13 protein-coding genes are annotated in these 20,097 nt (G+C 63.0%); 4 read left to right on the top strand and 9 right to left on the bottom strand.

Annotated features, from left to right (window positions below; all coding sequences use genetic code 11):
* The first annotated feature begins 41 nt into the window (after positions 1-41).
* A complete protein-coding gene (locus tag AD670_RS03210; protein WP_053128272.1) occupies positions 42-752 on the top strand; it encodes a histidine phosphatase family protein in 711 nt (236 codons plus the stop codon).
* Between the two features lie 56 nt (positions 753-808).
* On the top strand, positions 809-1,123 hold the full coding sequence (locus AD670_RS03205; protein ID WP_053128270.1) for an SCP2 sterol-binding domain-containing protein: 315 nt from the start codon (positions 809-811) through the stop codon (positions 1,121-1,123).
* 67 nt (positions 1,124-1,190) lie between these two features.
* Here AD670_RS03205 and AD670_RS03200 read toward each other — a convergent pair whose 3' ends face one another.
* Positions 1,191-3,866 carry a glucosidase gene (locus AD670_RS03200; protein ID WP_053128268.1) on the bottom strand — a complete coding sequence of 892 codons (2,676 nt, stop codon included), beginning with the start codon at positions 3,864-3,866 and terminating at the stop codon, positions 1,191-1,193.
* 69 nt (positions 3,867-3,935) lie between these two features.
* On the bottom strand, positions 3,936-5,345 hold the full coding sequence (locus AD670_RS03195; protein ID WP_053128266.1) for an OprD family outer membrane porin: 1,410 nt from the start codon (positions 5,343-5,345) through the stop codon (positions 3,936-3,938).
* A gap of 288 nt (positions 5,346-5,633) precedes the next feature.
* Between AD670_RS03195 and AD670_RS03190 the strand changes: the two genes are divergently transcribed.
* Entirely contained in the window at positions 5,634-7,010 is a 1,377-nt protein-coding gene (locus AD670_RS03190; RefSeq protein WP_053128264.1) for a VOC family protein, read from the top strand.
* 258 nt (positions 7,011-7,268) lie between these two features.
* On the opposite strand, the gene AD670_RS03185 is transcribed toward AD670_RS03190, so the two are convergent.
* Entirely contained in the window at positions 7,269-7,493 is a 225-nt protein-coding gene (locus tag AD670_RS03185) for a DUF465 domain-containing protein (protein WP_053128262.1), read from the bottom strand.
* A gap of 175 nt (positions 7,494-7,668) precedes the next feature.
* On the opposite strand from AD670_RS03185, the gene tkt reads away from it, so the two are divergent.
* Complete coding sequence (gene tkt / locus AD670_RS03180) at positions 7,669-9,726, top strand: transketolase (RefSeq protein ID WP_053128260.1); 2,058 nt, start codon at positions 7,669-7,671, stop codon at positions 9,724-9,726.
* A 115-nt stretch (positions 9,727-9,841) separates the two neighbouring features.
* Here the strand turns inward: tkt and uvrA are convergent, their stop codons facing one another.
* The 6 genes from uvrA to lexA all read right to left on the bottom strand — a co-directional run bounded on the left by uvrA (position 9,842) and on the right by lexA (position 20,035).
* Entirely contained in the window at positions 9,842-12,361 is a 2,520-nt protein-coding gene (uvrA, locus tag AD670_RS03175) for an excinuclease ABC subunit UvrA (RefSeq protein WP_053128258.1), read from the bottom strand.
* Positions 12,358-14,070 (bottom strand): ATP-binding protein, encoded by a 1,713-nt coding sequence (locus tag AD670_RS03170; RefSeq protein ID WP_053128256.1) that lies wholly within the window; start codon positions 14,068-14,070, stop codon positions 12,358-12,360. The genes uvrA and AD670_RS03170 overlap by 4 nt, the downstream gene beginning before the upstream one ends.
* 109 nt (positions 14,071-14,179) lie before the next feature.
* On the bottom strand, positions 14,180-17,251 hold the full coding sequence (locus AD670_RS03165) for an error-prone DNA polymerase (RefSeq protein WP_053128254.1): 3,072 nt from the start codon (positions 17,249-17,251) through the stop codon (positions 14,180-14,182).
* Between the two features lie 129 nt (positions 17,252-17,380).
* Positions 17,381-18,796 carry a DNA polymerase Y family protein gene (locus AD670_RS03160; RefSeq protein ID WP_053128252.1) on the bottom strand — a complete coding sequence of 472 codons (1,416 nt, stop codon included), beginning with the start codon at positions 18,794-18,796 and terminating at the stop codon, positions 17,381-17,383.
* Between the two features lie 7 nt (positions 18,797-18,803).
* On the bottom strand, positions 18,804-19,418 hold the full coding sequence (imuA, locus tag AD670_RS03155) for a translesion DNA synthesis-associated protein ImuA (RefSeq protein WP_053128250.1): 615 nt from the start codon (positions 19,416-19,418) through the stop codon (positions 18,804-18,806).
* The gene (lexA, locus tag AD670_RS03150; RefSeq protein WP_053128248.1) at positions 19,418-20,035 is read right to left on the bottom strand and encodes a transcriptional repressor LexA; all 618 of its coding nucleotides are present in this window, start codon (positions 20,033-20,035) and stop codon (positions 19,418-19,420) included. Before lexA ends, imuA begins: the two co-directional genes overlap by 1 nt.
* Between the last annotated feature and the right edge of the window lie 62 nt (positions 20,036-20,097).

The raw sequence follows: 20,097 nt of genomic DNA, 5'->3' as shown, positions 1-20,097 counted from the left end.
TCATAACCTCGCCAGACTTTCAACGTACCGGGAAAACGGACGTGGGCAGCATCTATCTGATTCGACATGGCCAGGCCTCCTTCGGTGCAGACGACTATGACGTCCTGTCGCCCATCGGCGTGGAACAAGCGCAAGTGCTCGGTCGTCATCTGGCGGACATGGGCCTGGTGTTCGACCGCTGCATAGCCGGCGACCTGCGCCGCCAGCAGCACACGGCCACTGCCGCCTTCGATCAATACCGCACCCTCGGCCTGCCGGTGCCTGCATTGGAAACCGACAGCGCCTTCAACGAATTCGACGCCGACGCAATCATCCGCGCCCTGCTCCCCGACCTGCTCAGCAGCGAACCCGACGCCCTGGACATCCTGCGCAACGCTGCGCAAAACCGCAGCGAATTCCAACGCATTTTCGCCCTGATCATCGAACGCTGGCTGGCCGGCACCTATGACCCGCCGGGACTGGAAAGCTGGCTGGGCTTCGTCGAGCGCGTCCAAGGAGGCCTGCAACGCATTCTTGAACTGGCGGACAACACACAGAAAATCGCCGTGTTCACTTCCGGCGGCACCATCACCGCCCTGCTCCACCTGATTACCCGGATGCCTGCCGCCCAGGCCTTCGAACTGAACTGGCAAATTGTTAACACCTCGCTCAACCAGCTGAAATTCCGCGGTCGCGAGGTGGCACTGGCTTCCTTCAACAGTCACACCCACTTGCAACTGTTGAAGGCGCCGCAACTCATCACCTTCCGATGAAGTGCGGCCAACCGTGACCCCAAGGTCACTGGACTCACCATAAAAGGATCGAAACCATGACTGACGTAGCTAAAGCCGTAGAAGCAATGAAAGCCAAATTCAACCCAAGCGCTGCTGAAGGCTTGGACCTGGTGTTCGGTTTCCGTATCGACGACACCAAGAACTTTTCCCTGGTGGTCAAAGACAAGACCTGCGAACTGAAAGAAGGCGAAAACCCTGACGCCCAAGTGACCCTGGTCATGGACGGCGAGACCATGAAAGGCATCGTCGACGGTTCCACCGACGGCATGCAGGCCTTCATGGGCGGCAAGCTGCGCGCTGAAGGCGACATGATGCTGGCCATGAAACTGAGCGAACTGTTCCCGGCCTGATTCACGGGCAACCCTGAATCTCTGTGGGAGGGGGCTTGCTCCCGATGGCGGTTGGTCAGTCGCTTCATCAGTTGACTGACCCACCGCTATCGGGAGCAAGCCCCCTCCCACATTTGGGCTGTAGCAGCAACGCCACCAACGCACTCCATCCGGTCTGGTGTGATGCGCCCAGCCCCCGCCCGGTCTCGCCATGGAAATACTCATGGAACAACACCAGGTCACAGCTAAGCGGGTCCGCCTCCAATGGCGCATACCCGGCCATCGATGGCCGTGCACCGTTTTCATCCCGCAGAAACAAGCGGGTCAACCGCTGGCTTAGGCTGTCGGCCACCTCCTCCAGCGATGCCAGATACCCACTGCCCGTCGGGTACTCCACCGAGAAGTTGTCCGCGTAATAGCGGTGAAATTCGCGCAGCGATTCGATCAGCATGTAGTTCACCGGCATCCACAATGGCCCGCGCCAGTTGGAGTTGCCGCCGTACAAACGTGAGTCGGATTCACCCGGCTGATACCGGGCGCACAAGGTGTCGCCGTTCATCTTCAGCGCCAGCGGCTGCTCGGAAAAGGCCTTGGACAAGGAGCGCACGCCAAAGGCCGAGAGAAACTCCTCATCATCGAGCATGCGTCGCAGCAGATCCTTGGTGCGCTCGCCCCGCAACAGCGCGAGTAACAGGCGATTGCCCTGCCCTGGTTCGTTCCAGCGCGACACCAGCTTGGCCAGGTCCGGCCGGTGATGCATGAAACCCAACAGCCGTTCACGCAACCCCTCCAGCCCTTCGTGCTCGCGCTGTTCCAGCACCAGCACGGCAAACAATGGCATCAGGCCGACGATGGAGCGCAGGCGCACCGGCTCGTTCTGGCCGTCGGGACGGTGCAATACGTCGTAGAAAAACAGGTCCTGTTCATCCCACAGCCCCTCGGCGCTGTCGTCGACCCGGTTGATGGCGCCGGCGATGTACAGGAAGTGCTCGAAAAACTTCACCGCAATATCGACGTACACCGCATTGCGCTTAGCCAACTCCAGGCCGATACGCATCAAGTCCAGCGCATACGCCGCCACCCAGGCGGTGCCGTCGGCCTGATCCAGCTGATAACCCGGCGGCAACGCAGCCGAGCGGTCGAACAAGGCGATATTGTCCAGCCCCAGGAAGCCGCCCTGGAACAGATTGCGGCCCTCGGCGTCCTTACGGTTAACCCACCAGGAAAAATTCAGCAGCAGCTTGTGGAAGATCCGCTCAAGGAAATCCAGATCGCCGACACCGGTCAGCGCCTTGTCCTGCTGATACACGCGCCAGCTGGCCCAGGCATGCACCGGTGGGTTGGCGTCGTCGAAACGCCACTCGTAGGCCGGCAGTTGGCCGTTAGGGTGCATAAAGCGGTCCTTCACCAGCAACAACAACTGTTGCTTGGCATACCCAGGATCCATCAGCGCAAATGCCACCGCCTGGAAACCCTGGTCCCACGACGCGTACCACGGGTATTCCCAGGTATCGGGCATGGAGAGGATGTCGAAGTTGGACAGGTGCCGCCAATGGGTATTGCGGATATGCAGGCGCTCGGGCGGTGGCGCGGGCTGGGCCGGGTCGCCGTCGAGCCACTGGTTCACATCAAAATAGTAGAGCTGCTTGGACCACAGCAAGCCGGCCAGGGCCTGGCGCTGCACATTGCGCGCATCGTCATCGGCGATACCTTGCTGCAAGGCGGCGTAGAAGTCATCGGCCTCCTGGCGCCGCTGTTCAAACAGTTTGCGCGCGTTGACCTCGGGGGCGTCCACGGGCGCAAAGCGCAGGTAAAGGCTTTGGCTTTGCAGGCCCGCCAGTTCAAGGATAAAGCGCGCGGCCACCTTGGTACCGGTGTCGCGGCGAATCGCAGCGTCCAGCCCATCGACTACGTAGTCGTTGATCCCGTCCTTGAAAGGCCCCGGCGCCGGTTGCCCGTCGAGCAGCGGGAAGTTGCTTTCGTTCTCACAGAACAGCCATTCCAGGCCCTCCTGGCCCCAGGCGCTGAGATGCCGATCAGGCAGTTCATGATGACGGGCCAGCACGTATTCGCCGTCCAGCCTCAACTGCGGCTTGGGTGCATCAAAGGTCCAGCTCCAGTCATTGCGCGCCCATACCTGCGGCAACACCTGCAGGCGCGTCGGCTGCTGCGAACGGTTGTGCACGGTGACGCGCATGAAGATATCGTCGGGCTGATGCTTGGCGTATTCGACGCTGACGTCGCAGTAGCGGTTGTCTTCGAACACACCGGTATCGAGGATCTCGTACTCGGCATCGCCCAGCCCACGGCGGGCGTTTTCGGCGATCAGGTCGGCGTAGGGAAAGGCGGCATGGGGGTATTTGTAGAGCATGCGCATATAGGCATGACTGGGCACACCGTCGACGAAAAAGTACAGTTCCTTGACGTCTTCACCGTGATTGCCCTCGGCGTTATTCAGGCCGAACAGGCGCTCCTTGAGGATCGCGTCACGCTCGTTCCACAGGGCCAGGCCCAGGCACCAGCGTTGCGCCTTGTCGCTGAAGCCGGCCAGGCCATCCTCGCCCCAGCGGTAGGCGCGGCTGCGTGCATGTTCATGGGGGAAGTAAGCCCAGGCATCGCCGTCGGCGCTGTAGTCTTCGCGCACCGTGCCCCATTGGCGTTCGCTCAGATAGGGGCCCCACTCGCGCCAACGCTCGGCATCCTGTGTCGCCAGGCGCTGGCCTTCAATCGTGTCCAGTATTCGGGTGTTGGGTGTGGCCGTCATCGGGTCCTCCATCGCCTACCAGGTGAGGAGCAGTGTAGAACCCAATGACGCCCGGGTGCACATGAAGACTTAGAAGATGGCGTACGTGTAGTTGAAGATCAGGCGCGTCTGATCCTGATCGGCGGTGCCGGTGTTTTTGCCGTGGTAGGTACCGGTACGCAAGGTGGTACCGAAGCCTTTCAGAGGACCGGCCTGGACCACGTAGTCGAGGCGGAAGTCGGTTTCGTTTTCTTTCTGGTCAGGGCCACCGGCGACCTTCGACTTGATATCCGAACCGTCCAGGTACGCCACGGACGCTTTCAGACCCGGCACGTAGGCCTTGAAGTCATACGAGTACTGCCCGAAGTTGACCTGCTCGCCCGCCCGGGAGAACTGGCCCACCACCGCATCGGTGAACAGGTAGAAGTCGCTGCCGCCGGCACCTTGAGCGTGCGGATCGGCGAGGCTGCCCTGGTTGACCCACACAAAGCCGCCATCGTCACCCACGCCAATGTGGCCGAGCATCAAGCTGCTGCCGCCCAGTTGGTAGGTGAACGCGGCACTGTAGGTTTTGTTGTCCACTTCGTTCGCGTGCTTGGCGTAGCCGCCGTTGTTGTTGAACTGGTAGCCACTCTCGCCATTCTTGCCGTCGCTGCTGCTGTCGAAGTAACGCAGGTCGGTCTTGAACGACTGGTCGTTGCCCAGCGGCAGCACGTGGACCAGGCCGAAGTAGTTCTGTTTGTAGAAGTCCTGCAACTGGGCGTAGTAGTACTGCAACGTCAGGTTCTTCGCGACGACGTTGTCGGACGAACCAAACGGCTTATAGTCCACCCCACCAAACTTGAAGCTGTCGCTGTCGCGCGTACCACCGGCCACGCTCAAGCCCGTGGAGTTGCTGGAGGCACGGCCTTCGGCACGGTTCAGCTCGCCGCCGGTGAAGGTGACGTTGGGGATGTCGCTGGAGGTAAGGATGCCGCCGTCAAAGGTTTGCGGCGCCACGCGGCTGTCGTTGGAGACCAGGATCGGCAGCACCGGCGCCAGACCACCACCGACATGCAACTCGGTCTGGGAAATACGGAACTTCACGTTGCCGGCCGCACGACCGAAGGCATCCGCCGGCTCGGTACCGTTGTTCTTGGTCGGGAAGAAGCTGTTGCCGTTACCCGCCAGGCCTGGGCCCGCGGTGTGACCATCTCCGCCGTCCAGGCGCAGGGCGCCGAAGGCCATGACGTCGAAACCCAGGCCAACGGTGCCTTGGGTGAAGCCGGACTTGTAGTCGAAACGCAGCGCGGTAGCAGCTTCGCGCAAGTCGTTGTTGGTCCCCGAGCGGTTATCCGCGCTGTAGTACATGGTCCGCGAACTGACGGACGCATGGCTGTCTTCAAGAAAGCCGCTGTGGCCATTGCCCGTGCCCAGCGCGCCGAGCCCGAAGTCATCAGCGTAAACCTGTTGTGCAAGAACGGCGGCGGTGATCGACAACGCCAGTGTAGAAATTTTCATTAACTGCGGCCCCTGAATGTTCTTTTATCGTGTTTGGCGTGCAAAACAACTGTCAGCTCTGCAAACGTGGCGATTCTTTCACGCCGGCCAGGGTGGGCCTCGTGAAGCTTTCTTTAGAAAAGTGGGCGAAAAATGAAATTATCTGGCCGCCTATTTTTGTCGTATTCACGTCATCTCATTCATTTGCAGAATGAAGTCCAGAGGATTCTTCGTTTGCACGCCTGCCCACCGGCCAACAAAATCCAGGCATAGGCCACCTCCATCGGCAACGTCATCAGGAATTTTTCTATGCACACCACCGCACATGTCAGCCCCGACGAGATCCGCAAGGGCTTTTCCAAGGCCATGTCCGATATGTACCGAGATGAAGTTCCCCTGTATGGCGCGCTGATGGAACTGGTCGCCGCCACCAACACCCGCGTACTCGACAGCGACCCGCGCCTGGCGCAACAGCTGCAGCGCACCGGCGAAATCCAGCGTCTGGACATGGAGCGCCACGGTGCCATCCGCCTGGGCACTGCGGCGGAGCTGGCGACCATCAGCCGCCTGTTCGCGGTGATGGGCATGCAGCCGGTGGGCTATTACGACCTGACCCCCGCCGGCGTACCGGTGCACTCCACCGCCTTTCGCGCCGTGCATGAAAGCGCGCTGCAAACCAGCCCGTTTCGGGTGTTCACCTCGCTGCTGCGCCTGGAACTGATCGAAAATCCCGAGCTGCGCGCGTTTGCCGAAACCGCCCTGGCCAAGCGCTCGATCTTCACCCCCGGCGCCCTGGCGCTGATCGAACAAGCAGAGCAAGACGGTGGCCTCAACGCTGAGGATGCCGATGAGTTTGTGCGCCAGGCCCTGGAAACCTTCCGCTGGCACCACACCGCGACCGTCACCGCCGCGCAGTACCAGCAACTCAGCGACCAGCACCGCCTGATCGCCGACGTGGTGGCCTTCAAGGGCCCGCACATCAACCACCTGACCCCGCGCACCCTGGACATCGACCAGGTCCAGGCCGCCATGCCCGGCAAGGGCATCACCCCCAAGGCCGTGATCGAAGGGCCGCCCCGCCGCCACTGCCCGATCCTGTTGCGCCAGACCAGCTTCAAGGCCCTCGACGAACCCATCGCCTTCACCGATGCCCAGGGCAGCCACAGCGCGCGCTTTGGCGAAATCGAACAGCGTGGCGTGGCGCTGACGCCCAAAGGCCGTGCGCTGTACGACCAACTGCTGAATGCCGCGCGCGATGAGCTGGGCGCCTTCCCCAACGAGGGCAACGCCGCGCGTTACATGCAGTTGATGGAGCAGCACTTCCAGGCCTTCCCGGATAACCACGCGCAGATGCGTGAACAGGGCCTCGCCTACTTCCGCTACTTCGCCACGCAGAAGGGCCTGGCCGCACGCGGCCAGGCCGATCAACCGCGCACACTGGAGGCACTGGTCGCCGCCGGCCATGTGGATGTCGAACCGCTGGTGTATGAGGATTTTCTGCCGGTGAGTGCGGCGGGGATTTTCCAGTCGAACCTGGGGGACTCGGCGCAGAGTCACTACGCGGCCAATTCGAACCAGGCTGAGTTCGAGAAGGCACTGGGGCGCCAGACGATTGATGAATTGATGTTGTATGGCGAAACGCAGCAACGCTCGATGGATGAATGCACGCGGACACTGCTCGCGTAAAAACACAGAGTGCCCACCCGGCTCACCGGCGTAATCCTTGCGCCGTAACAGTCCCCAGAGCCGGGTGGGCGAGCGGCATCATAGACAGTGGCGTGAATGATGCCCCTAAGACAATCCTGAATAAATACGCTGTGCTTTTTGTAGGAGCGAGCTTGCTCGCGAAAAACTTGAGAACGCCGCGTTAAATCAGAAGAGCGGCGTAATCGTTGACGTTCTTCGCGAGCAAGCTCGCTCCTACCGGTGGGTCAAGATTTTCATTTAACCCAATCGCCCCACAATCTCGTCTTTGACCAACAGCCGCTTCTTCTTCAGCTTCTCCACATCCTCATCGCTGGCTTTGGCCGATTCTGCCTTCAGCACCTCCCCGTCGGCAGCGTCGTATTGAGTGAGCAGCGAGTCCAGGCGTTTGTCGCTCGCCCTGCGTTCGTGAACGGCTTCCTTGCTCAACCCCAAGTCCTGATACAGGTCGTGTTTCACTGGCATGGCGTACCTCCGCAAGTTGATCAATGGCTTACGCCCTTGAAGCTAGCCCATTCCAAGGGGTCTTGTCATGTCCGAGGGCAATTGCTCCCCGTTCGTCGCACCGCCGAGGATGGGATCAAACCTTTGCCACACACTGCCCTCCACTGTAGATCGCCACCCGAGGGAGAACGGTTTCATGACTCACGCTGCCACTGCTGTCGACACCCTGTGCATCAACACGCTCCGCACCCTGGCCATGGACGCCGTGCAGAAGGCCAACTCCGGCCACCCCGGCACGCCCATGGGCCTGGCGCCGGTGGGGTATACGCTGTGGAGCCGCTTCCTGCGTTACCACCCCGAACATCCCGACTGGCCCAACCGTGACCGGTTTGTGTTGTCGGTGGGGCATGCGTCGATGCTGTTGTATTCGCTGCTGCACCTGGCCGGTGTGGTCGAGATCAATGCCCAAGGCGAACGCTCGGGGCAGCCGGCAATCAGCCTGGACGATATCAAGCAGTTCCGGCAGATGAGTTCCAAGACCCCGGGCCATCCCGAGTACCGCATGACCACCGGCGTGGAAACCACCACCGGTCCCCTGGGCCAGGGCTGTGCCAACAGCGTCGGCATGGCCATGGCCGAACGTTGGCTGGCCAAGCGCTTCAACCGCGACGGCCAGGTGCTGTTCGACTACGACGTCTACACCCTCTGCGGTGACGGCGACATGATGGAGGGCATCAGCAGCGAAGCCGCGTCGATGGCCGGGCACTTGAATCTGGATAACCTGTGCTGGATCTACGACAACAACACCATCAGCATCGAAGGCCACACTGAGCTGGCCTTCAGCGAGGACGTGATCAAGCGCTTCCAGGCCTATGGCTGGCACACCTTGCACGTGACCGACGCGAATGACTTGCAGGCCCTGAGCGAGGCGCTGAACACCTTCAAGCGCAACACCGGCGCGCCGACCCTGATCGTGGTCGACAGCGTGATCGGCTACGGTTCGCCGCACAAGCACAACACCGCCGCCGCCCATGGCGAGCCGCTGGGCGATGAAGAGATCCGCCTGACCAAGGCCGCGTATGGCTGGCCCGAAGACTCAAGCTTCCTGGTACCCGATGAGGCCCGCACAGTACTGCGCGATGCACTGCTGGAGCGCAGCCAGCCGTTGTATGACGCCTGGAACCAGAACCTGTCGCAACTGGAGCAATACGCGCCCGAACGCGCCGACGAACTGCGCCGCATGCGCGCCGGCGAAATGCCGCAGCATTGGCAGGACGATTTGCCCAGCTTCGACACCGACGCCAAGGGTGTGGCCAGCCGTGCTGCCGGAGGCGAAGTGCTGAATGCGTTGGCCCAGCACATCCCCTGGCTGCTCGGCGGCTCGGCGGACCTGTCGCCCTCGACCAAGACCAACCTGACCTTCGACGGCGCCGGGCGCTTCAGCGCAGATGACTACAGCGGGCGCAACCTGCACTTCGGCATCCGCGAACACGCCATGGGCGCAATTGCCAATGGCATGGCGCTGTCCTACCTGCGGCCGTACACCTCGACGTTCCTGGTGTTCAGCGACTACATGAAACCGCCGATCCGCCTGGCCGCGATCATGGAGTTGCCGGTGGTATTCGTGTTCACCCATGACTCGATTGGCGTGGGCGAGGATGGACCGACCCACCAGCCCATCGAACACCTGACCCAACTGCGCGCCACGCCGGGGCTGCTGACCCTGCGCCCCGGCGACGCGAATGAAACCCTGGAGCTATGGAAAGTTGCGCTGGCACAAACCCACCGGCCAAGTTGCGTGGTGCTGTCCCGCCAGCCCCTGCCGACGCTGGATCGTACAAAGTACGCGGCGGCCTCGGGTGCGGCCAAAGGTGCGTATGTACTGGCGGGAGCTGATGAGCCTAAGGTGATTCTGTTGGCAACGGGCAGTGAAGTCAGCCTGGCGGTCGCAGCGTATGAGCAGTTGAAAAGCGAAGGGATTGCCGCGCAGGTGGTTTCAATGCCCAGCTGGGAACTGTTCGAAGACCAGGACCAAGCCTACCGCGACAGCGTGTTGCCGCCGGCAGTGAAGGCACGGGTAGTGGTGGAACAGGCCGGCCCCTTGGGCTGGGACCGCTATGTCGGCCAGACCGGCGCCAAGGTAGTGATGAACAGCTTCGGCGCATCGGCGCCGCTGGCGAAGTTGCAGGAGAAGTTCGGGTTTACGGTTGAGAACGTGGTGAAGCAAGCCAGGGCACAGATCAACCTGACCTAACGCTGAGCAAAATGTGGGAGGGGGCTACACCCCGATGGCGGTGGCTCAGTCAAATTATTAGCGACTGACACTCCTTCATCGGGAGCAAGCCCCCACATTTGGATCTCATCGCGTGTTAGAACAGCTCTCGGGCCAGGAATGGCGCGGTGCGGCTGGTTTTGTTTTTGGCCACTTTCTGCGGCGTGCCACTGACAACCACCTTGCCACCCAAATCCCCAGCCCCCGGTCCGATATCGATTACCCAGTCACTTTGCGCGACCACGCGCATTTCATGTTCGACCACGACCACCGTATGCCCCGCATCCACCAGATGATTGAGCTGGCTGAGCAAGCGGTCGACATCCCGTGGGTGCAGCCCGGTGGTGGGTTCGTCTAACACATACAACGTCGCGCCACGGGCATTGCGTTGCAGTTCGGTGGCCAGCTTGATGCGCTGCGCTTCGCCGCCGGACAGCTCTGTCGCCGGCTGGCCCAGGCGCAGGTAACCCAGGCCGATATCCCGCAGCACTTGCAGCGAACGCAATACGCCAGGTTGTTCGGCAAACACCGCCACCGCTTGTTCCACCGTCAGCCCCAGCACCTGGGCAATGCTCAGGCCTTGCCATTTGATCGCCAGGGTTTCGGGGTTGTAGCGCGCGCCATGACAGGTCGGGCACGGTGCATACACGCTGGGCATGAACAGCAACTCGACGCTGACAAAGCCCTCGCCTTCACAGTTCGGACAACGCCCCTTGGCGACGTTGAAGGAGAACTGTCCGGCGTCGTAATCGCGCTTCTTCGCTGCCGGTGTGGCAGCGAACAGTTTGCGTACGTTGTCGAACAAACCGGTGTAGGTCGCCAGGTTGGAGCGCGGGGTGCGGCCGATGGGTTTCTGGTCCACCTGCACCAGACGACGGATATGGTCCAGCCCGGCACCGATGCGTCCGCCGCTGGTTTGCGGGGTGTCGTCTTCCAGGCTCGGTTCTTCGTCGTTTTCCAGCACACGACCGAGGCCGCTGCCGACCAACTCCAGCAGCGCCTGGCTGACCAGGCTGGACTTGCCCGAGCCGGAAATACCGGTAACCGCCGTAAAGCAGCCCAGCGGAAAATCCACGCTCAGGTCCTTGAGGTTATTGCGCGTAACACCTTCCAGGCTCAGCCAGCCGGTGGGTTCACGGCGCGCCTGATTCGCAGGGCGTTTTTCGGCAAACAGATATTCCCGGGTCTGCGACGCTGTAACGTCCGCGAGACCGGCAGGCGGCCCGCTGTACAGCACTTGCCCACCGTGCTCGCCAGCGGCCGGGCCCACATCGATCAGCCAGTCGGCGCGGCGCATGGTTTCCAGGTCATGTTCCACCACAAACAACGAATTGCCTGCCGCTTTCAAGCGTTCGAGCGCAGTGAACAACGCTTCGCCATCTGCCGGATGCAAGCCTGCCGAGGGTTCATCCAGCACATAGATCACACCGAACAACTGCGAGCCCAATTGCGTAGCCAACCGCAGGCGCTGCAACTCCCCGGACGACAGGGTCGGCGTGCTGCGCTCCAGGGACAGATAGCCCAACCCCAATTCGATCAAGGTACTGACCCGCTCCAGCAGATCCGCGGCGATGCGCTGCGCCGCCAGGCGTTTTTCCACCGACAGCTTCATCTTGTCCTGCCCCGCCGCCACCGGCCGCAACAATGCGGCCAGTTGCGTCAATGACAGTTGCGACAACTCACCAATGTCCACCCCGGCAAACTTCACCGACAGTGCGGCCTTGGTCAACCGCTTGCCCTCGCACAGCGGGCAGGCGCTGCCCTGCATGAACTGCGACACACGCTTTTTCATCAGCGCGCTTTGGGTGTGGGTGAAGGTGTGCAGGATGTAGCGCCGCGCACCGCTGAAGGTGCCCTGATAGCTAGGCTCCAATTTGCGCTTCAGCGCTTCGCGGGTCTGCTCGGGGGTGAAACCGGCATACACCGGCACGGTGGGGGTTTCTTCAGTGAACAGGATCCAGTCGCGCTGTTTTTTCGGCAGTTCGCGCCAGGGGATATCCACGTCATAGCCCAGGGTCACGAGGATGTCGCGCAGGTTCTGGCCCTGCCACGCCAGCGGCCAGGACGCCACCGCGCGCTGGCGAATGGTCAATGACGGATCGGGCACCATCAGCGCCTCGGTCACTTCATACACGCGGCCCAGGCCATGGCACTGCGGGCACGCGCCCTGGGGCAGGTTCGGCGAAAAGTCCTCGGCATACAGCATCGGCTGCCCCGCCGGGTAGCTGCCGGCGCGCGAGTACAGCATGCGGATCAGGCTCGACAAGGTGGTCACACTGCCCACCGAGGAACGCGCACTCGGCGTACCGCGCTGCTGTTGCAACGCCACGGCGGGTGGCAGGCCCTCGATGCTGTCCACATCGGGCACGCCCACCTGGTCGATCAGGCGTCGCGCATAGGGCGCCACCGATTCGAAATAGCGACGCTGGGCTTCGGCATACACCGTGGAAAACGCCAGGGACGACTTGCCTGAACCCGAGACACCGGTAAACACCACCAAGGCATCCCGGGGAATATCCACGTCGACGTTCTTCAGGTTGTGTTCGCGGGCGCCGCGCACCCGTACATAGCCAAGGTGCTGGGCAGTGATCGGGGGGATGGTGCGCTGTGAAGTCATGAACAACCTTGTCTGGCGGTGAGCACGCTGCGCAGCCGTTGCGTCAGGGCCTCGGGACTGTAGGGTTTACTCAGCAGATGAATATCGGTGCTGAGCAGATGATTGCTGGAAAGAATGTCGCGGGTGTGCCCGGAGGTGAACAGCACCGCCACCGGCGGCGACTGAGCGCGGGCCCACTCGGCCAGGTCGGTACTTTTGATCCGGCCGGGCATCACTACATCGGTGAAGATCAGGTCGGGCCGCACCCCGCCCTGCAACGCTTGCATCGCGCGGTCGCCGTCCTCGGCGGTAAACACCGTGTAGCCGGCCTGCTCGAGCAGCTCCACCACGGTTACGCGCACGTCTTCATTGTCTTCAACCACCAGGATCGTCTCATCCGCACTGGTGTACAGGACCGGCTCAACGTGGCTCTCCTGGCTCTCTTCACCCAGGTCGCGAGGGAAATACATCTGCACCACGGTGCCCTTGCCCTCCTCGCTCCACACCTCCACGTGCCCGCCGCTTTGCCGGACGAAACCAAACACCATGCTCAAGCCAAGGCCGGTGCCGTGGCCGTTGCGCTTGGTGGTGAAAAACGGCTCGAACACCCGCGCCAGGATGGCCGCCGGCATGCCCACACCGATGTCCGTGACGGCCAGGCGCACGTACTCGCCCGGTTTGATGCTTTTGCCGATGCAATCCTTGGGATTGAGGATGATATTTTCGCCGGTGATGCGAATCACACCCTCGCCTTTCATGGCATCGCGGGCGTTGATCGCCAGGTTGAGCAACGCATTTTCCAGCTGGTTGCGGTCGACGTTGATGCACCAGGAATCCTGCGGCAGTTGCACGTCGATATGAATGGTTTCACCGAGTGCGCGCTGCAGCAGTTCGCCCAGCCCGGCATAGATGCGCTGCGGGTTATATACGGCCGGTGACAACGGTTGGCGACGGGCAAAAGCCAACAGTTGCGACGACAGTTTGGCGCCACGCTCCACCGCCGCGATGGCCGCCGTGACGCGCCGCTGTACCTGGGCATTCTCCGGTTCATGGCGGGCCAGCAGATGCAGGTTGCCGGCGATGACTTGCAGCAGGTTATTGAAGTCGTGGGCCACGCCACCGGTCAGGCCACCAATGGCTTCGAGCTTTTGCGACTGGCGCAATTGCTCTTCAGCGGCGGAACGTGCCTGGACTTCGGCGGCCACGCGCTGCTCCAGGTTATGGGTCAGTTCCTGGCGCAAGCGCTCGGAGTGCACATGGGCGGTGGTTTCCACCACAATCGCCAGCACACCGGCCGGCTGCTGGTCATCCCCGGCGACGGGGCTGTAGTAGAGATCCAGCCACACCGTTTCCGGCTGGCCGTTGCGCAGCAGCACCAGGTCTTTATTGTTGAACGATAGGGTGCCGCCGGCCAGGCAGGTGTCCACCACATGGCGGTTGAAGTCGGCCACTTCCGGCCAACCCAGCTCCACCGGCGTGCCCAGCAAATACGGATGGCGGCCACCGGCAAACACCGAATAGCTGTCGTTGTAGATCATGTACCCCGCGGGCCCCCAGAGCATCACCATGGGCACGGGGGACGCCAGCATCATCTGCACGGTACAGGCGAGGCTGGTGGACCAGCGGTCAAGCGGTCCCAGGTCGGTGGTTGACCAGTCAAATGCGCGAATTCGCTGGGCCATTTCGCCGGCCCAACCTTCACAGCCGTGGGGGTCGGATAAGAATTGCATCGTTCGGCTCTGCGCAGAGAAAGGACAGTCGCAATTTTTTGAGCGTATCAAGGGAAGATGGTTTCATTTTGTATAAATTAGGGGTTAATCACGCCAAACGCTACCGGCCTCAGTGAAAATCCCGGCTGCGCACCGTGATGCCTTCCAGCAGCGGCGTCAGGTCGGTCAGGCGCCCGGCGATCAGGTGCCGCACCTCGCCCACCGCCTCCCAGCGCCCGTCCACCTTGAGCAGGCGCGACCCCACCAGGGCCTGGCGCTGACGTTCGGCGAGGTCGCGCCAGACCACCACGTTGAGGTTACCGAACTCATCTTCGAGGGTGACAAAGGTCACGCCACTGGCGGTGCCCGGACGCTGCCGACCGGTGACCAACCCCGCGACACTGACATTACGCCCATGCTCCACCGCCATCAGCTCGCGGGAACTGCGGCAGCGCCGCTTGCGCAGCTCATCGCGCAGCAATGCCAGCGGATGCGGACCAAGGGTGGTGCCGAGCATCGCGTAGTCCGCGTGCAAGTCCTCGCCCACCGTGGGCGCAGGCAGCGCCACCACCGCCTCGTCAGGGCTGGGCAGGCCGGCGAACAGCCCAAGTTGCCTGTGCACCCCCGCCACGTCCCAGCGCGCCTGGTGGCGGTTGCCGGCCAGGGCGCGCAGGGCACCGGCATCCGCCAGCAATGCCTGGGCGCGCGCCTCCAGCCCGGCGCGTTCGTCCAGATCGGCAATATCGCTGAAGGCCCTGTGCTGACGTGCCGCTTCAATACGCCGCCCATCCTCTTCGCGAAACCCGGCGATCATGCGCAAGCCCATGCGAATCGCCGGTTGCTGGCCGTCGATGGGTTCCAGGCTGCAATCCCAGTCGCTGGCCTGCACATCCACCGGGCGGATCTGCAGGCGATGGCGCCGCGCATCCTGCAGGATCTGGTCCGGGCTGTAGAAACCCATGGGCCAGCTGTTGATCAGCGCACAGGCGAAGGCCGCCGGCTCATGGCATTTGAGCCAGCAACTGGCGTACGTCAGCAAGGCAAAACTGGCGGCGTGGGACTCGGGGAAACCGTAGCTGCCAAAGCCCTTGATCTGCTCGAAGATCTGCGCGGCAAAGGCCTCGGTGTAGCCATTCTTCAGCATGCCGGTGCGCAGGCGTTCTTGATGCGGTTCGAGGCCACCGTGGCGTTTCCAGGCGGCCATGGAACGGCGCAACTGGTCGGCCTCGCCGGGGCTGTAGTCGGCGGCGACCATGGCGATCTGCATCACTTGCTCCTGGAACAGCGGAATGCCCAGGGTACGCTTGAGCACCGCCTCAAGCTCCGGCGACGGATAGGTGGTGGGCTCCTCTTCGTTACGTCGGCGCAGATAGGGATGCACCATGCCGCCCTGGATCGGCCCGGGGCGCACGATAGCGACCTCGATCACCAGGTCATAAAAGGTCTTGGGCTTGAGCCTGGGCAGCATCGACATCTGCGCCCGCGACTCGATCTGGAACACGCCGATGGTGTCGGCCTTGCTGATCATCGCGTAGGTGGCCGGGTCCTCCTTGGGGATCGTCGCCAGGGAAAAGTCCAGATGGCGATGGCGGCGCAGCAGATCGAAACAGCGGCGGATCGCGCTGAGCATGCCCAGGGCGAGGATATCCACCTTGAGCAGGCCCACGGCATCAAGGTCGTCCTTGTCCCACTGGATGATGGTGCGCTCGGCCATGGCGGCGTTTTCCACCGGCACCAGGGTGTCCAGCGGGTACTCGGAAATCACGAAGCCACCGGGGTGCTGGGACAGGTGCCGGGGAAAACCGATCAGTTGCTGGGTGAGTGTGAGCACGCGGCGCAGGATCGGGCTGTCGGGGTCGAAGCCGCCTTCGCGCAAGCGTTCCAGGGGCGGCGCATCGTCACTCCAGCGCCCGCAACATTCAGCCAGCGCGTTGATCTGGTCCGGCGGCAAGCCCAGGGCCTTGGCCACATCGCGCACCGCACCGGCCGCGTGGTAACTGCTGACCACCGCCGTCAGCGCCGCGCGGGTGCGGCCATAGCGCTGGAACACGTACTGCAGCACTTCTTCGCGGCGTTCGTGTTCGAAGTCGACGTCGATGTCCGGCGGCTCATTGCGCTCCTTGGACAGGAAACGTTCGAACAGCGTGTTCATCAGGCTCGGGTTGATCTCGGTGATCCCCAGGGCAAAACACACCGCTGAGTTGGCCGCCGAGCCACGCCCCTGGCACAGGATCGAACGGCTGCGGGCGAAGCGCACGATGTCGTGCACGGTGAGAAAGTAGCTTTCGTAGCCCAGCTCGCTGATCAGTTCCAGCTCGTAATTGATCTGCTGCAAGGTCTTGGCATCGACCCCTTGCGGCCAGCGCTGGGCGATGCCTTCTTCGGTGACGGTGCGCAACCAGGATTTGGCGTCATGCCCCTCGGGCACCAATTCGCGCGGGTAGTGGTAGCGCAACTGGCTAAGGTCGAAGCTGCAACGCTGGGTGATGGCCAGGGTTTCGTCGAGCAGCGCTTGCGGGTACAGCGTGGCCAGGGCGTCGAGGCTGCGCAAATGCCGCTCGCCATTGGGGTGCAGGCGCGTGCCGGCTTCGGCCACCGGTACGTGATGACGGATCGCGGTCATGGTGTCTTGCAGGGCGCGGCGGCCGCGCGCATGCATATGCACATCGCCGCAGGCCACCGCCGGAATCTGCAGGCTGGCGGCCAGGTGCAGGCGTTGCTCCAGATGCCGCGCATCGTCCTGGCCGCAGTGCAGGTGCACCGCCAGCCACAGGCGTTCGGCGAAGGTACGGCGCAGCCACTGGATCGAGGCCTGGGTGTCGCTGTCTTCGGCAATCCATAGTGCCAAGAGGCCGTTGAGGGGGCGGTCGAAGTCTTCTTGCAGCAGGCGATAACGGCCCTTTTCAGCGCGGCGGCGGGCCAGGGTAATCAGACGGCACAGGTGCTGGTAGCCGCTGAGGTCCTGCACCAGCAGCACCAGTTTCGGGCCATTCTCGATGCGCACTTCGCTGCCGATAATCAGCGGCAAATCCACCGCCTTCGCGGCCTGCCAGGCCCGCACAATGCCGGACAACGTGCATTCATCGGTGATCGCCAGGGCGCTGTAGCCCTGGCGCTTGGCCCGCTCGAACAACTCCAGGGCGCTGGAGGCACCGCGCTGGAAGCTGAAGTTGGACAGGCAATGCAGCTCGGCGTAACTCATGGCCACCGCCGCCTGTAGGCGCGAGCTTGCTCGCGAAGCGCGTTAACGATGACGCGGGAGCCCTGGGTCATCGCGGTGCCCTTGCGTTTTTCGCGAGCAAGCTCGCTCCTACAGAGGCCGGTTGCAGCCTCATGCAAACCAGCCCTGCAGCCACAGCCCATCGCTTTGCCCCACGCTGCGGTAGGCCCAGCCTTGCTGGCCGGCGCGGGTCTGGATCAGGTAGTAGTCGCGGCGAATATCGGCGCCGTCCCACCAGCCGGATTCGATGCGCTCCGGGCCCATGAGGATCTGCACGCCCTGCTCGGCCAGCAAGGTCGGTTCGTTCAGCAACCAACCGGGACGCTGGACCTTGTTCAAGGTGACGCACGGACTTTTATCCGCCGCCATTTGCCAGGCACATTCGGGGCGATGGTCGGCATGAAAGCGCAGGCCTTGCACCGCTTCATCCCCCAGGCGGGCACGCAGGCGTTCGCGCAGTTGCTCCCAGGGCAAGGTCTGTTGCGGGCGATCGTCGAACAGGTCCTGGCGTTGTGGCACGAACACCGGCAGGTCCTGGGCCACCAGGCGAAAGCCGCGCACCGGAGAACTGACCTGGACTTGCTCCAGGCGCCCACGGGCCAGTTCGAACAGCATCGCCGGTTCGCGCTCGGCACTGAGCAGGCCGACCGTGATCACGCTGTCCGGCGCCTGGGCATGTTCCAGGTGCAGGTCGAAACGCTGCACGCCACTGTCGCGGCCGCAGAGGAAGGCCGAGAGGTCGGCGGTCAAACGGCGCAGGGGGAATAACAAGGCCTGGTGGGATTGCACATCGAAATTCAGCTCGATGCGCACATCGAACTGGTCCGGCGGCTGATAGAACGCCAGGGCCAAAGGCCGTTGCCCGCTCAACGCATCCAGGTGCTTGAGCAGGCCGGCGTCAAAGCGCCGCGCCAGGGTGTGCCGGGGCAACGCCTGCACCTGGGCCAGGGTACGCAGGCCCATGCGCGATAACGCGGTGGCGGTCTGCGGGTCGAGACCGGCGCGGTCGATGGGCAGCGGCGCCAGGGCCTGACGCAACGCGTCATCATCGGCCACGGCCAAGCCATCGTAAAGATTGGCCAGCACCCGCGCCGCCGCCGGGTTGGGCGCAGCGACGATACGGTGACGAAAACCCAGCTCGGTGAGTTCCTCGCGCAAGCGTGCCTCGAACTGCGGCCAAGGTCCGAACAGGCCCAGGCTTGATTCAATCTCGAACAGCAACGCACGTGGGTAATACACACTGACCTGGGAACTGAAGCGGTAGGCCCAGGCAGCGAGAAACTGCTGCCAGCGTTCGATCTCCACAGGGTCGTACTCGGCGCTGGCAAATGTCTTGGCCAGGGCATGGGCCGCCGTCAGCGATTGGCCGGGGCGCAAGCCCAATGCACGGGCGGCGTCATTGACGGTTTGCAGCACACGTCGCTGCGGGGTGCCGGCCAGCAATGCCAGGGGTTGATCCGGCTCGGGATGCACACGCTGCACCCCGTCCAGCGCCAATTGCGGGAAAACAATACATACCCAGCGCATGGCAACCTCAGTGCCCCGCCAGTGCAATCGGCGCCGGATGAGCCAAGCCACCGCGGCACTTGAGCACCCGTACCTGCGCGGGTTTTGCCTCAACCGCCAGGCGTAAGGCGGCAGGCGATGCGTTGATCGCCTCACTCAAGGATCGCCAGGCAAACGCCAGGGTCTGGCCGGTTTCCGCCGCCACTTGCAAGCGCCGCAACGCCCGATCATCCGCCTTGCGCGGCCAGCACAGCACCGCGCCGCAACTGCCGGAGCGCAGGCACTGCTCCACTGCCCACAGCGCATCGCGGTCCTCGGCCTGGATCACCGAGAGCTGACGCAAATCCACCCCGGCGTTTTGCCAGGCGTGGGGATACGGCGTATAGGGCGGCGCCACCAGCACAATGCGCTCCCCCGCCGCCGACAACCGCGCCAGGGTCGGCAGCACCAGTTGCAGTTCGCCGATGCCTTCCTTGGCCATGAGGATTTCGCTCAAGGCCGACTCCGGCCAGCCACCCGTGGGCAACACCGCATCCAGCGCCGCCAGCCCCGTGGCGTGCACGCTGGCCGGGGGCGCGGCAGGCCGGCCTTTCCAGACGCGGCCGCCATTGAACAGCGTATCCAGCGCAACCACGGCGCCCATCAGCCTTGCCTCACCAGACCGCAGAACACCCCTTCGATGGCCAAGTCCTGGTCGGGGCCTACCACGATAGGTTCGTACGCGGGGTTGCGCGGCAGCAGGCGCACACGGTCGCCACTGCGTTCGAAACGCTTGATGGTGACTTCGCCGTCCAGGCGCGCCACCACAATCTGCCCGCTCAAGGCTTCGGCACTGCGGCGTACGCCCACCAGATCGCCGTCAAGGATGCCGTCTTCGATCATCGAATCGCCTTGCACCCGCAACAGGTAATCCGGGGTTTTCGCGAAAGTGGCAGGATCAAGTTGCAGGCGACTGTGCACTTCGGCATCCGCGCCGATAGGCCGGCCAGCCGCCACTCGGCCGAGCACCGGGACATCCAGCCACTCCGGGCGTACGGGCTGGTTGAGCAAACGAATACCACGCGCCTGGTTGGGGTTGACCTCAATGAAGCCGGCTTCGGTCAGCGCCACAACGTGTTTACGCGCGACACTGCGGGACGCAAAGCCGAACGCCTCGGCGATCTCGGCGAGGCTGGGGGGTTGGCCTTGCTGCGCGATACGGTCGCGGATGAAGGTCAGGATGGCGGTGCGGCGGGGGGTCAGGTTTGTCATGGAGTACATTTGTACTCTTATAGGAAATTTCTTACAAGAACCGGTAGTCGGAGTTGGGTGTTATGCAGATT

It is taken from the genome of Pseudomonas sp. MIACH, assembly GCF_001269925.1.
Taxonomy (GTDB): Bacteria; Pseudomonadota; Gammaproteobacteria; order Pseudomonadales; family Pseudomonadaceae; genus Aquipseudomonas.
Note: the sequence above shows the minus strand (reverse complement) of the source record. Positions and strands in the feature narration are given on the sequence as shown.

What these genes read in the sequence shown, in the direction of transcription:
- AD670_RS03205 (WP_053128270.1), top strand. Translation starts at nt 809, where the DNA reads ATGACTGACGTAGCTAAAGCCGTAGAAGCAATGAAAGCCAAATTCAAC.
- AD670_RS03200 (WP_053128268.1), bottom strand. Translation starts at nt 3,866, where the DNA reads ATGACGGCCACACCCAACACCCGAATACTGGACACGATTGAAGGCCAG.
- AD670_RS03195 (WP_053128266.1), bottom strand. Translation starts at nt 5,345, where the DNA reads ATGAAAATTTCTACACTGGCGTTGTCGATCACCGCCGCCGTTCTTGCA.
- AD670_RS03190 (WP_053128264.1), top strand. Translation starts at nt 5,634, where the DNA reads ATGCACACCACCGCACATGTCAGCCCCGACGAGATCCGCAAGGGCTTT.
- AD670_RS03185 (WP_053128262.1), bottom strand. Translation starts at nt 7,493, where the DNA reads ATGCCAGTGAAACACGACCTGTATCAGGACTTGGGGTTGAGCAAGGAA.
- tkt (WP_053128260.1), top strand. Translation starts at nt 7,669, where the DNA reads ATGACTCACGCTGCCACTGCTGTCGACACCCTGTGCATCAACACGCTC.
- uvrA (WP_053128258.1), bottom strand. Translation starts at nt 12,361, where the DNA reads ATGACTTCACAGCGCACCATCCCCCCGATCACTGCCCAGCACCTTGGC.
- AD670_RS03170 (WP_053128256.1), bottom strand. Translation starts at nt 14,070, where the DNA reads ATGCAATTCTTATCCGACCCCCACGGCTGTGAAGGTTGGGCCGGCGAA.
- AD670_RS03165 (WP_053128254.1), bottom strand. Translation starts at nt 17,251, where the DNA reads ATGAGTTACGCCGAGCTGCATTGCCTGTCCAACTTCAGCTTCCAGCGC.
- AD670_RS03160 (WP_053128252.1), bottom strand. Translation starts at nt 18,796, where the DNA reads ATGCGCTGGGTATGTATTGTTTTCCCGCAATTGGCGCTGGACGGGGTG.
- imuA (WP_053128250.1), bottom strand. Translation starts at nt 19,418, where the DNA reads ATGGGCGCCGTGGTTGCGCTGGATACGCTGTTCAATGGCGGCCGCGTC.
- lexA (WP_053128248.1), bottom strand. Translation starts at nt 20,035, where the DNA reads ATGTACTCCATGACAAACCTGACCCCCCGCCGCACCGCCATCCTGACC.